The following is a 12,699-nucleotide window of genomic DNA, read 5'->3' as shown; positions in this document are numbered from 1 at the left end:
TTGGCTGCATGCGCGCTTTACACATCGTCTGCGCTGATCATTTCCTCGCGATCAATATCGCCTGTCATGCTCGCCACCGTCGTCGCCACGGCTGCATCGCCGCTGACATTCGTTGTGGTCCGCATCATATCCATAATCCGGTCGACGCCAGCCACAAAGGCTATGGTTTCCAGGGGCACGCCAACCGCGCCGAACACCAGTGCCATCATGATCAGGCCCGCGCCGGGAATGCCCGCCGCGCCGATGGCTCCCAAGGTCGCAAGGATTGAGATGAGGAAATACTGGCCCCAGCTCAGATCCACCCCGAAAATTTGCGCTCCGAACAATGTGGCAAGGCCAAGATACATGGCCGTGCCATTCATGTTGATCGTCGCCCCAAGCGAAATCACAAAGGCGGCAACCGAGTTTCTGACCCCCAGATTGCGTTCCGCACAACGCAGAGTGACAGGCAGCGTCGCATTGGAACTGGCCGTGGAATAGCTGACCGCAATGGCATCCACAATTCCGCGGAAGAAATCCACGACCGGCAATTTGGCGAGGAATTTGATCATCGCGGAATACATGACCAAAATGATCAGCAGGCAGCCCGTATAATTAAGCAGGACCAGCCAGCTCAACGCCTTCAGCGCATCCACGCCCAGCGTCCCTGAAACCCAAGCCATCAGCGCAAAGACGCCAAAGGGGGTCAGTTCCATCACGATCATCGTCACCTTCTGCATGATGATTGCGCCGCTATCGAATACCTTCTGGACTGGCAGGCCGTCCTCCTTGGCCATCAGGATGCCGATCCCCAGCAGCAGGGAAAACACGATCAGTGGCAGCACGGCGACATCTGCCATCACCTGCACCGGGCTATCGGGCACAATCGAAAGGATCATGTCGACCGGCGTGGTTTCATTGGGTTCAGGCGTTGCCACTTCAGGCGTGCCAAGCGCTTCGCGTGAAGGGAACAGCCCCAGATTAACCGCGCCGGTTCCCAGCGCCAGACCCAGCCAGACAGAGATCTGGCCAGTCACCACGAAAAGGAGAATGGCGCGTCCGCCAACTGCGCCCAGTTTGCGCAAATCGCCGATCGCCGCGACGCCGGATACAAGGCTGAAGAAAATCAGCGGCACGACCAGCATCTTGATCGCCTTGATGAAGAAATCGCCGATCCACTTTATGCTTTCGGCTTCCGGGCCCCAGAACAGGCCGAGCACCACGCCAAGTAACAAGGCTGCGACCACGCGCTGCCACAGGGGAATTGCGAACCAGGCTTTCAACATGCGCGCGTTATCCTTCGGTCAGTCTTCGGCAAATGTCGCAAGCACGACGCGCCTGTATATGCGGCTTAGCGTATCGAGATCGGCAATGGCCACCGCCTCGTCTGTTTTGTGCATGGTCGCGTTAACCAGGCCGAATTCGATTACCGGGGCAATGTCTTTCAGGAAGCGGGCATCCGATGTGCCACCAGTGGTGGATGCCTCGGGCGCCGCGCCCGTTTCCGCCTTTACTGCATCTGCAATGATCTTCGAAAATACGCCCGGCGGCGTCAGGAACGGTTCTCCGCTGATAACCGGACGCGCACGCCCGCCGTGCTTTTCGGCAATAGCGGTGACTTTCTCGGACAGGGAAGCACCCGAATGCAGATCGTTGAACCGGATCGAAATACGCGCTTTCGCCTGTCCAGGTATCACATTATGCGCGCGGTTGGGCACGTCGATCTCGGTTATCTCCAGATTGCTGGGCTGGAACCACTGGGTACCCTCGTCGAGCACCAGTGCATCGAGTTCGCCGAGGATAGCAATGAGTTTGGGCAGTGGATTGTCAGCCAGATGTGGATAGGCGACGTGGCCTTGCACGCCGCCAACATCCAGCCAGATATTGATAGATCCGCGGCGCCCGATCTTCATCATGTCTCCCAGACGGTTGACGCTGGTAGGTTCCCCTACAAGGATAACGCCGGGAATATCGCCACGTTCGCGCATCAGATTAATCAGCGCGCGCGTGCCGTGCAAGGCCGGTCCTTCTTCATCGCCTGTAATGATGAAGCTGATCGAACCTGCCTCTGCGGGAATATCAGCAATTGCGGCCACCATGCAGGCAATCGCACCCTTCATGTCCACGGCGCCGCGCCCATACAGCAGGTCGCCCCGAATTTCAGGCGTGAAAGCCCCGCTCGCCCAGCCTTCACCCGGCGGCACCACGTCGACATGGCCGGCAAAGGCGAAATGGTGCGATCCTGCCGGTCCACGGCGGATGGCGTAAAGGTTTTCGACCGCCTCTTCCTCGCTGCCCTCGGGCCCTTCGCCACGGATGAAGCGGTGCACATCGAAACCAAGCGGAGTGAGCATCTGTTCGAGCATGTCGAACACCGGCCCGCGTGCAGGCGTCACACTTTCACAGGCAATGAGATGGCGGGCGAGATCCAGGGCATTGTCTGATTGTGTCATTACCGCTGCGATAGCCCAGCACAAAGGCAGTTTCCAGCCACGGCTAGTGCCCAAGCATCTCCAGGCCTGCGACTAGGCCTTGTCGCCCACTTCAAATTGCGAAATTGTCCATTCTTCTGCAGACGCGGCCTCGACCCATTCCTGCATCCAGGCATGCTCCCACATAGCCTGCATATAGGCCTCTGCAAAACCGGGCACGCCAATACCATAGGTGATAAACCGGCTGACCACCGGGGCATAAAAGATGTCGGCAGCGCAGAAAGTGCCGAAAAGAAAGGGTCCGCCAGTGCCGAAACGCGCGCGCGCTTCTGCCCACAGGCCAAGAATGCGCACAATGTCCGCTTTCGTTTCATCGCTAAGGTCAACAGCGATGCGGCCGCGGATATTGACCGGACAATTGCGGCGCAGCGAGAGGTACGAGGTATGCATTTCCGCCACCATCGACCGTGCCATGCCGCGTGCACCATCGGGCTTTGGCCAGAACCGGTCACGGCCGACCTTGTCGCCCAGATATTCAAGAATGGCGAGGCTGTCCCACACCACGATGTCACCGTCCCACAGAACAGGGACTTTGCCGGCGGATGGGACGAATTCGCCCTTTTCACGCTTCATCGCCTGCCAATCATCACCGTCGATATTGACGGTCAATTCCTCGAAATGCAGACCGCTTTGCTTGGCCGCAAGCCAGCCACGCAATGACCAGCTCGAATAGTTCTTATTTCCAATGATGAGCTTCATATCGAGCGATGTTCCCGTTTTGCCGACGCGTAACCATCAAGGTTGGACCTGTCGAGCCTGAACGAAGGTGCAGTAATCAACGAGGTGCAACCTTTGTCTTGGTAGAACTTGTAAAAAGCGTTTCTGCTTTGTTTACCATCTTGTGTCAGAGCAGGCTTCTCTCCGCATCTCAAGCGGGCTGAAAAAGGGTAGCAAGTGGTCGGAACCAAACCGACAGTATTGATGGGGCCAAAGCGGCTCGAACGGCTCAAACATGTGTTTTGGGCCGGAGCGATTTCGCTTGTCCTTGCGACGCTAACACTGCTGACACCGATCGATCAATTCGTGTGGATGGCGCAGAGCCGCATCGTATCACAACCGGCATCTGGTGATATCGTTTTCATCAGTAGCGAACAGGATCTCACCGCCCCCGACCGACCCGAAGGCCGACGGGCGCTAACACAGCTCTTGCGAAGGCTCGACGAAGCAGGCGCTAGGGCAGCTTATATCGATGGCGTGTTCGACAGGCCAACCAACCCAGTAACAGACGATGATCTGAACACTGCGCTTCGCCAGTTCAGCGGACGCGCGTTTCTGGTGCAAAACGTGCGCACCGGATTGAATGGGAAGAGTGCAAGAAATCGCTCTATTCCCGCGATAGCAGATGGCGTGCAGCAGGTTGGCGGCCATCTCTACAAGAACTTCATGGGCTATGCCTGGGACACCGTTTACGTCGTCGAACACGGCGAAAGCGAACTCCCCAGCCTCGCTGCACATTTGGCGGGAATTGAAGGGAAGCCTGGTCAGCTTTTCCCTATCAGCTACAACTTTTCTTTGGATACTATTCCTTCGCTAACGCTTTCGGAAGTTCTCTCTCCAGATGCCGATCTGTCTGAACTGGCCGACAAATCAATTGTCGTCGGAAGCGAGAATCGCGCCGATGGAGCGAATTTCAACATTCCGGGTCTGACTGAAGTTTCGCCGACGCTGGTTCATGTATTGGCAGCAGAAACACTGAAAACCGGTCAAGCCGGTTATCTTCCTGCCATCTGGTCAGCCTTGTGTCTCGTGCTCGGCCTCGCGTTGGCAAGCCAGATCACCTCGGCACAAAAGCGCAGGCTTGGCTATGCGGCAATGGTGCTTTCGGTCCCTGTGTTAATAGTAGTAGCAGCCCATCTCGATATCCGCACCGGTTTTGCACATCTCATGGTGATGCTGGCTATCTTTGGTGGATTGCGTTTGCGCAAATCGTGGGCGAAGTCTTTTGCGCTGGTTGATCCGGAGACCGATCTACCGACGTTTGCTGCATTGGAAGCAGACCGAGAGATCGCTGAAAATGTGCCCGCCATTATCGTTGCACGTATCCATCGGTTCGAGCAGGTGCGCCGTACGCTTCCCAAGGAATTGCATTCCGAGTACGTCCTGCGCATCACTTCCCGGCTGAAGGCCGCAACGCAGGACGCCACGATTTATCTCGGGCAGGGACATCTGATTGCCTGGACCATCGCCGAAAAGGAACCGGCTCTGCTGCTGGAACACCTTGAGGGTCTGCGCGCACTGTTCTCGTCGCCGTTGATGGTGGGCGATCAACAAGTCGATGTCGGCATTACATTCGGGGTCGATATCACGCCCAGTCCAATGGTTGCCAGGCGCCTTGCCTCGGCGGTGGACGTGGCCGAAAAGACCAATGAGACATTTGAACCAATCGCCATTGCCGACAGCACCTCGGAAGAGGACCTGATCTGGAACATCTCGCTGCAGGCGCGGATCGACGCGGCAATGGCCAATGGCGAGATCTACCTCGTCTACCAGCCCAAGGTGACAGTGCAGACTGGCGAGATCGTCGGCGTGGAAGCACTGGTGCGCTGGAAGGACCCTGACAAGGGCCACATCCCGCCTGATAGCTTTATCCGCCAGTGTGAAACCGCCGGGCGCATGAGTCAGCTCACCAAATTCGTTCTCGAAGAGGCGTGCAAGGCAGGCAAGGCATTCGAAGCGGCAGGGCTGCACATTCCGGTAGCGGTGAATATATCGGCGACGCTTGTGCATGAACGGGCTATCGTGCAGCTTGTATCCAAGGTTCTGTCCAACACCGATTTCGACGCGCGCAGGCTAACGCTGGAAATCACCGAGACATATAGGATCTCCAACCTCGAACATGCCGGACATATCCTGGAAGAATTGAGCGCGCTCGGCATCAAGATTTCGATGGATGATTTTGGCGTGGGTGCGGCAAGCTTGGAAGCACTGCTGCGCCTCCCCTTTAGTGAGCTCAAGGTGGACCGGTTGTTCATTTCCCAAATGGCAGTCGACACAAAGGCGGAAGGTATTGTGCGCAACGTGCTGCAATTGGGACGCGACTTGCGAATCATTGTTGTTGCAGAGGGCGTCGAGGATAGCCGGACGTTAACAAAATTACGCGAATCAGGATGCCTCGTGGCCCAGGGTTTTGCGATTTCAAGGCCTGTGGATATAGATAGTATCATTGAATTTCAAAAGGATAGTCAAAGTCAGATGCTAACAAACATGGTTTAGACTTTACAAACATTAATGGTTAACCGATTGTGTCTCCTAGTTAACCAAGGAGATGCAACATGGGACGTGGCTTTTGGGACTGGTTGCTCGGTGGCCGTGACGGCGGCTGAGCTTTTACCAGCTAAGCAAAAAAGGGTGCCTCCGGCGCCCTTTTTTCTGCCTGAAGCGCGCGTTCCTGACGCAGAAATACCCCCGGCGAGTACTGTCGCCAGATCGCTTTGGTCTGACGGTTAACGGTCTGGTTAGTCGCGCACGTCGAACAACATGGCTGCCCGCAGTTCATCCAGCCCCATGCCTTTTTCTGCACTGGTGATATGGATTTGCGGAAAAGCCGCCGGATGTTTGCGCGCCTCTTGCGCAACGAGCGCAGCCACCTTCTCCAGCTCGGAAGCCTTGATCTTGTCAGCCTTGGTCAACACCAGCCGATAGCCGACAGCTGCCTCGTCCAGGATGGTCATCATGTCGCGATCGCTATCCTTCAAGCCGTGGCGGCTATCCACCAACACCATCGTCCGGCGCAGCGGAACACGACCGCGCAAGAATGTGCGCACCAGCTTGCGCCATTTTTCGACCACTTTGAGCGGGGCCTTGGCAAAGCCGTAACCGGGCATATCGACCAGCCGGAACTCGGTAGGCTCGCCCACTTCGAAAAAGTTGAGTTCCTGCGTCCGCCCCGGGGTTACCGATGTGCGGGCAATGCTTCGCCGTCCCGTGAGCGCATTGATAAGCGAACTCTTGCCGACATTCGAACGTCCGCAAAAGGCGACTTCAGGAAAATCGGGCTCTGGCAGGAACTTCAACTGCGGAGCGGACAGCAGGAATTCCACACGTCCCGAAAACAGGCGCTTTGCCTCATCCGCCAGCTGCTTTTCCTCTTCAGGTGTCATGACAATTCCCGGGCTTGTGAAAAGCGGAGCCAGTGCGCGGCGCCAGCGATCACTCTTGCGCCTTATCTGCTTTCTCGCGTTCTGCCGCACGCAGTTTTTCTTCGCGGTCCTTTTCCATCTGCATGCGCAATTGCGGGTTGCGCATGTAGAGATATTTCTGCTGCGCCAGGGTCAGCACATTGTTGCTGATCCAGTAAAGCAGCAGTCCGGCTGCAAAGGGCGCCATGACGAACATCAGAACCCACGGCATGATCATGAATATCTGCTGCTGCATCGGATCCATCGCGGCGGGGTTGAGCTTGAACTGCAACCACATGGTAAAGCCCAGCAACACCGCCAGCACGCCGATGGCAAGGAAGCCAGGCGGATCGAAAGGCAGAAGGCCGAACAGATTGAGGATGGTCGCCGGGTCGGGCGCGGAAAGATCGCGCAGCCAGCCGAAAAACGGTTCATGCCGCATTTCGATGGCCAGCAGCAGCACCTTGTAAAGCGCAAAGAAGATCGGGATCTGGATGAAGATCGGCAGACAACCTGCCAGCGGATTGACCTTTTCCTCCTTGTAGAGCTTGGCCATTTCCTGCTGCAATTGCGGCTTGTCTTCCTTGTAGCGTTCCTGCAGCGCCTTCATCTTCGGCTGAACAGCGCGCATCTGCGCCATCGAATGGAACTGTTTTTGCGCGATGGGGAACAGGAGCAGGCGGATGATCAGCGTCAGGCCGATAATCGCCAGGCCAAAATTGCCCAGCAAACCGAACAGGAAGATCAGCACCTGCCACATCGGCCAGGCAATCAGCCGGAACCAGCCCCAGTCGATGGCGAGGTTGAAATTCTCTACCCCCTGATTCGCATATTCAGAAAGAACCGCGCTTTCCTTTGCGCCGGCAAACAGGCGCGTAGTCCGGGTAACCGTCTGTCCGGCCCCCACATTGATCGGATCATAGATGAGGTCGGCTCGGTAGGTTTCGCCGCCCGTTGACCGGAAGGCCCCCGATGCACCCTGCCCTTCCTGCGTGATGAGAGCAGACAGCCAATAGATGTCCGTAAAGCCGACCCAATCGGTGCCATTGCCCAGTTCGACCGGGCCTTCTTCCAGCACTTCATCATAATCCCAGTCGAAATTCACGCCTTCGCCGCTTGCCGCAATAGGGCCGGAGTGAACATTCCATGTGCTCTTGCTGGCATTTGCACTGGTGCGGTTGATGAAGGCATAGGGCCGCAGCGCAACTGAGCCGGTGCCAGTGTTGCGCACGGCCTGGCTGACGGTGAGCATGTAATGTTCATCAATTGCGAAACGCAGCGCAAAACTGAGGCCCTGCCCGTTGTCCCAGCCCAGTGTCACTGGGGTTTCCTGCGCCAGCTGATCACCCGCGATCACTTGCCAGGGCGTATCTGCTCCCGGCAGCGCAACGCCTTCACCCACCCAGCCGAACTGGGCGAAATGCTGGCCAGGTGTACCCGCGGGCGACATCAGCCGGATCGGGCCGCTGTCTTCTTCCACCGTCTGGCGGTGCGTCTTGAGATCGATATCGTCCACCCGTCCACCGACGGGATTGATTGAGCCGAGAATTTCCGGCGCGTCGATGATGATGCGGTCGGCAGAGGCCAGCGCGGTATCCACATCGACCACCTGCGGTGCGTCAATGCCCGCACTCCCGTTGCCGACATCGATGGCACCGTCGGCACGAGCCGATGGCGCGTCCTCGCGACTTGCCATGTTCGCGGGGGTCTCATCCTCTGGGAAATAGGTGCGCATGGCGAAATCCCAGCCAAACAGCAGGATCGCGCTCAGCACGACGGCAATGATCAGGTTACGTTGGTTGTCCAAGGTGATTTATCCGTCGCGACTATCGGTGGCACATTGTTGTTGTGAAGGGCGCCTATGGCACGGGATCATGCCCGTGCCCCCCCCAAGGATTGCAGCGCAGTATACGCTTAAGCGCGAGCCATCCACCCCGAATCGCCCCGTGTCTTTGCAGAGCCCCGATTGCATAGGCACTGCAGCTTGGCTGGAAACGGCAGGTTGGCGGCAGGATACGGCTTGGCCCGAGCTGCCAGAACCGCGCAATAAGGATCAGCACCTGCTTCACGCGCCGCCCTTTCCGGCAGCTTTGCCGCTGGTGCGATCGCCCCTTCGCGGTCGCCTTGGCCTCTCACCCTTGCCATCTGCCACGCGCTGGAGAGCGATGTCGAGTTCATCCGCCAATTGAGCGAAATCGCGCTCTACCCCGCCCTCCCGTCCGATCAATACGTGATCGTGATCTGGCAGACCATGTTCAGGCAGCGCGGCGCGCAGCAATTCTCGGAAACGCCGCTTCATCCGGTTACGCACGACGGCATTGCCGATCTTTTTGGTCACCGTGATGCCATAACGCATCCCCGCCCCGTCATTGGGCCGCGCCAGCAGGACAAAGCCGGGGCGCGCCACGCGCAGGCCGCGATTCGCCGCCAAGAAATCAGCGCGACGGGTGAGAACGCTTGGTGTCATGAGATGAAGATAGGATGCACCGGACAGGATGGGGAATCATTTGTGCCCGCCAGCCCGCTTGTCCTTCGTGATTGAATGTTCAGATCATATCCGAACAGATTCAATGAAAACGGGCCCCATGAAAGGGACCCGCAGGGCCATCAGGCCAATTGCCATGCGGGCAACACGCGCTGCCCGCAAATCATGATCACCCGCCCCGCAGGGCAAGCGAAGACAGGATCAGGCGCAGAGTTTCTTGCGGCCGCGACGACGGCGATTGCGCAATACTTTGCGGCCACCAACGGTGGACTTACGGGCAAAAAAGCCGTGGCGGCGAGCGCGCACAAGATTGCTCGGCTGGAAAGTGCGCTTCATGGTCGAATACCTCGATTAGAATAGAAAAGGGCCGCCAATCGAGGGCAGCCACTGATTACAGGCGGGCGCTTACTGAAGCACCGGGTGGAAGTCAAGCCGTGAGGCGCTGAGAATTGGTGCACCCTGTGCCTGTTCCGCTAGCATAGTGGCATCATCCAACCAGCCACGCATTTCACTACCCGTCAACCACAATGCCTGATCGAAAGAGACAGTATTGGTCATCGCATAGAAGGCCTGCGCCTGCTGGATGTTCATGTCCATCTCCATATAATAATCGATGTAGCGGCGGTGTTCGGGCGCCTGTGCGGGATAGTCTTCAGCGCCAAGTCCGCGATCGTCCGTCCAGCCATGCACGGCAAACTCGGCTGCCTCGTCAATGTAACGGGCAGCCCCTGCGATAAACAGTTCAACCGCGCCAGACCGGATAGAGCCGCCTTCGGGCGCGATGGTGGCAATGCCGCGTGCACGGATCATCCGCCCAAGCTGCAAATTGGCGAGATCATCATGTGTGCCGGGCGCCTCGACAAACTCGATCACAGCAATGTGTGGATAGGCCTCAAGCAACGCTGCGAACTGCGCGGGAGAGCGCGAATCGGTTATGTCGACGAGAGCCACTCTGGCGCCATCCAACACGCGAAACGGCCCGATGGCGGCAATTGCGCTGGTTTCCGTTGCTGCATGCTGCGGTGAAACATAGCGTGAGACCGAACGCGGATTTGTATCATCGGCTGAGGCAGGAGCAGCAAGGGAAACGGATATCGCCGCCAGGATGCTGGACATGAGAGGAGGTTTGCGCGCCATGACGATGCGAAGATGCCAGCCCGGTCCTTCGCAATTGCCAATTTATGCGGTTGCCATGGGGTTAATGCCCACAAGCCTGCATCTTAACATCTCGACAGCGCTGCGAGGCGCGCTATCACTCCCGCGACAAAGGGGTTCTACTTGGTTTCACTGGTTTCGACGGTCGCCTATCTCGGGCTGGAAGCGCGCAGCGTGGAAGTGCAATGCCAGCTTGCAGCCGGAATGCCGCGCTTTTCCATAGTCGGGCTGCCTGACAAGGCTGTTGGTGAAAGTCGAGAAAGGGTGCAGGCCGCGCTATCGGCGATGGGCCTTTCGCTCCCCCCCAAACGGATCACCATCAATCTTTCTCCGGCGGACCTGCCCAAAGAAGGTTCGCATTACGATCTGCCGATTGCGCTGGCATTGCTGGCTGCGATGGATGTGGTCGATGCAGAAACCATAAGCGAATGGGTCGCTGTGGGCGAATTGGCGCTGGACGGACGCATCGTAGGGTCACCGGGCGTCTTGCTTGCCGCACTTCATGCTAGTGAAACGGACAAAGGGCTGATCTGTCCGCGCACGCAAGGGCCGGAGGCCCGTTGGGCAAGCGATGTGCGGGTCTGCGCCGCACCCGATCTGACCAGTCTGCTCAATTATCTGAAAGGCACACAGCGCTTGCCCGATCCGGAACCGGGCGAAGTGGATGACACCGCGCATGGGCCGGATCTCAAGCAGGTCAAAGGTCAGGAAACAGCCAAGCGTGCGTTGGAAATCGCAGCTGCTGGCGGACATAATTTGCTGATGAACGGGCCACCCGGAGCGGGCAAATCGCTGCTGGCTTCCTGCCTGCCGGGCATTCTCCCACCGCTAAGCCCGCCCGAAGCGCTGGAAGTGAGCATGGTTGCCAGCGTTGCCGGGACGCTTGAAAGTGGCCGCATCAGCCGCGCCCGCCCTTTCCGAGCGCCACATCATTCCGCCAGCATGGCCGCGCTTACCGGCGGCGGGCTGCGGGTCCGCCCTGGTGAAATCAGCCTGGCCCATCTGGGCGTATTGTTCCTCGATGAATTGCCCGAATTCCAGCGTGGCGTGCTCGATTCGCTGCGCCAGCCATTGGAAACAGGCAAGGTCGATGTGGCGCGCGCCAATGCCCATGTCGCCTACCCCGCGCGTGTGCAATTGGTGGCGGCGATGAACCCGTGCCGCTGCGGCCATCTGGGCGATCCGGCACTTGCATGCAGCCGCGCGCCCCGCTGCGCGGTAGATTATCAGTCCAAGGTTTCAGGGCCGATGCTTGACCGGATTGATCTGCATGTCGAAGTCGATCCGGTCAGTGCCGCCGATCTCGCTCTGCCTCCTCCGGCAGAAGGAAGCGCCGAAGTTGCCGCGCGGGTTGTAGCGGCGCGGCAATTGCAGATTGCACGCGGGGTGCGTTCCAATGCGGAACTGGATGGCGATGCGCTGGAAGAACACGCCAGCCCAGACGATGCGGGCCGTGCGTTATTGTTGCAGGCCGCCGAAACCATGCGCCTGTCTGCGCGCGCTTATGTCCGCATGCTGCGCGTGGCGCGCACAATTGCAGATCTGGCAGGGACGGGTCAGGTCAGCCGTATGCATGTGGCAGAGGCACTGTCCTATCGCCGCCAACCTCCGCGTGCCTAGGCAATGCGATGGTCGGATAGGACGAGTGGAGGTGTGTCTGCTACGAATAACCTTTCAATATTCACGAGCTTAACGAAACAGTTTTGCCAGGGCGCCCGCCAAATTGTTTTGCGCTGTCACAAAAACAAAGTGCTCGCACTGACCTTTCCACAATGCGAACAATGACACGTCACCCTCATGTTAGGACGTGATGCGCATCTAGAAGGAAGGGCGAAGAAACCACGCTGCGGGATTTGTTGCGCGCCATAATCGGCCGCGCACAAGGATATATCGTCCATCGCCTGATCTGGCAGGTGCACCGCCCTTGGCGCTCAACAAAAATCCTCTTGCTCGTGAGCGAATTTCGCCTTGGGATAGCTGTTATCGCTACGAATCACGGGTTCGCCAATCTTGTCAGGCGTCTGCCAGCCAAGTTCTTCCCACGCCAAATCGCGCCCGTCATGTGCACGGATGCCAATGGGCGCAATCGGCTGGCCATCACGACGGTCCACCAGCACAAGATCAGGACTGACGTCTTGCGTATAGCGTTCGCCCCACTGGCGCAGCGCAAGCATCGCAGGCAATAGATCCAGACCTTTTTCCGTCAGGCGATATTCCACCTTGCGCCGGTCGTGCTCAGAGGGTGTGCGTTCCAACACGCCATTGCGCACAAGTTTGGCCAGACGGCTGGAGAGGATATTGCGCGCTATGCCCAACTGCTGGGAAAATTCTTCGAAATGATACATCCCGTTGAATGCAGCGCGCAGAATAAGGAATGACCAGCGCTCGCCCATCACTTCCAGCGCGTGTGGCAAGCCGCAGCCAATTTCCCTTAGCGGTTCTCTTATTCCCATAATTGCATCTCTTTCCA

Annotated in this window: 12 protein-coding genes; 2 read left to right on the top strand and 10 right to left on the bottom strand. The window is 58.0% G+C overall.

Annotated elements, in window-relative coordinates; genetic code table 11:
- Positions 1-17 precede the first annotated feature (17 nt).
- The 3 genes from CP97_RS04090 to CP97_RS04080 form a co-directional block, all read right to left on the bottom strand.
- A complete protein-coding gene (locus CP97_RS04090) occupies positions 18-1,265 on the bottom strand; it encodes a dicarboxylate/amino acid:cation symporter (protein WP_048884905.1) in 1,248 nt (415 codons plus the stop codon).
- An 18-nt stretch (positions 1,266-1,283) separates the two neighbouring features.
- The gene (gene dapE, locus CP97_RS04085) at positions 1,284-2,432 is read right to left on the bottom strand and encodes a succinyl-diaminopimelate desuccinylase (RefSeq protein WP_048884904.1); all 1,149 of its coding nucleotides are present in this window, start codon (positions 2,430-2,432) and stop codon (positions 1,284-1,286) included.
- A 72-nt stretch (positions 2,433-2,504) separates the two neighbouring features.
- Complete coding sequence (locus tag CP97_RS04080) at positions 2,505-3,170, bottom strand: glutathione S-transferase family protein (protein WP_048884903.1); 666 nt, start codon at positions 3,168-3,170, stop codon at positions 2,505-2,507.
- Between the two features lie 195 nt (positions 3,171-3,365).
- Between CP97_RS04080 and CP97_RS04075 the strand changes: the two genes are divergently transcribed.
- Positions 3,366-5,684, top strand: a complete 2,319-nt coding sequence (locus CP97_RS04075) for an EAL domain-containing protein (RefSeq protein ID WP_048884902.1) — start codon at positions 3,366-3,368, stop codon at positions 5,682-5,684.
- A gap of 242 nt (positions 5,685-5,926) precedes the next feature.
- On the opposite strand, the gene yihA is transcribed toward CP97_RS04075, so the two are convergent.
- The 6 genes from yihA to CP97_RS04050 all read right to left on the bottom strand — a co-directional run bounded on the left by yihA (position 5,927) and on the right by CP97_RS04050 (position 10,211).
- Positions 5,927-6,571 (bottom strand): ribosome biogenesis GTP-binding protein YihA/YsxC, encoded by a 645-nt coding sequence (gene yihA / locus CP97_RS04070; RefSeq protein ID WP_048884901.1) that lies wholly within the window; start codon positions 6,569-6,571, stop codon positions 5,927-5,929.
- A gap of 49 nt (positions 6,572-6,620) precedes the next feature.
- Positions 6,621-8,396: a membrane protein insertase YidC gene (gene yidC, locus CP97_RS04065; RefSeq protein WP_048884900.1), complete on the bottom strand. Its 1,776-nt coding sequence runs from the start codon at positions 8,394-8,396 to the stop codon at positions 6,621-6,623.
- 52 nt (positions 8,397-8,448) lie between these two features.
- Positions 8,449-8,658: a membrane protein insertion efficiency factor YidD gene (gene yidD, locus CP97_RS15840; protein WP_082863707.1), complete on the bottom strand. Its 210-nt coding sequence runs from the start codon at positions 8,656-8,658 to the stop codon at positions 8,449-8,451.
- Positions 8,655-9,056, bottom strand: coding sequence for a ribonuclease P protein component (gene rnpA / locus CP97_RS04060; RefSeq protein WP_048884899.1), 402 nt, complete (start codon positions 9,054-9,056; stop codon positions 8,655-8,657). Before rnpA ends, yidD begins: the two co-directional genes overlap by 4 nt.
- A 219-nt stretch (positions 9,057-9,275) precedes the next feature.
- Complete coding sequence (gene rpmH / locus CP97_RS15835) at positions 9,276-9,410, bottom strand: 50S ribosomal protein L34 (protein WP_082863706.1); 135 nt, start codon at positions 9,408-9,410, stop codon at positions 9,276-9,278.
- A gap of 69 nt (positions 9,411-9,479) precedes the next feature.
- Positions 9,480-10,211, bottom strand: coding sequence for a hypothetical protein (locus CP97_RS04050; RefSeq protein ID WP_048884897.1), 732 nt, complete (start codon positions 10,209-10,211; stop codon positions 9,480-9,482).
- A gap of 141 nt (positions 10,212-10,352) precedes the next feature.
- Here CP97_RS04050 and CP97_RS04045 point away from each other — a divergent pair, with 141 nt between their 5' ends.
- Positions 10,353-11,849 (top strand): YifB family Mg chelatase-like AAA ATPase, encoded by a 1,497-nt coding sequence (locus CP97_RS04045; protein ID WP_048884896.1) that lies wholly within the window; start codon positions 10,353-10,355, stop codon positions 11,847-11,849.
- 311 nt (positions 11,850-12,160) lie between these two features.
- Here CP97_RS04045 and CP97_RS04040 read toward each other — a convergent pair whose 3' ends face one another.
- Positions 12,161-12,682, bottom strand: coding sequence for a winged helix-turn-helix transcriptional regulator (locus CP97_RS04040; protein ID WP_048886703.1), 522 nt, complete (start codon positions 12,680-12,682; stop codon positions 12,161-12,163).
- Positions 12,683-12,699: the final 17 nt, after the last annotated feature.

It is taken from the genome of Aurantiacibacter atlanticus, assembly GCF_001077815.2.
GTDB lineage: Bacteria > Pseudomonadota > Alphaproteobacteria > Sphingomonadales > Sphingomonadaceae > Alteraurantiacibacter > Alteraurantiacibacter atlanticus.
This window is presented reverse-complemented; position numbering and strand designations above follow the sequence as displayed.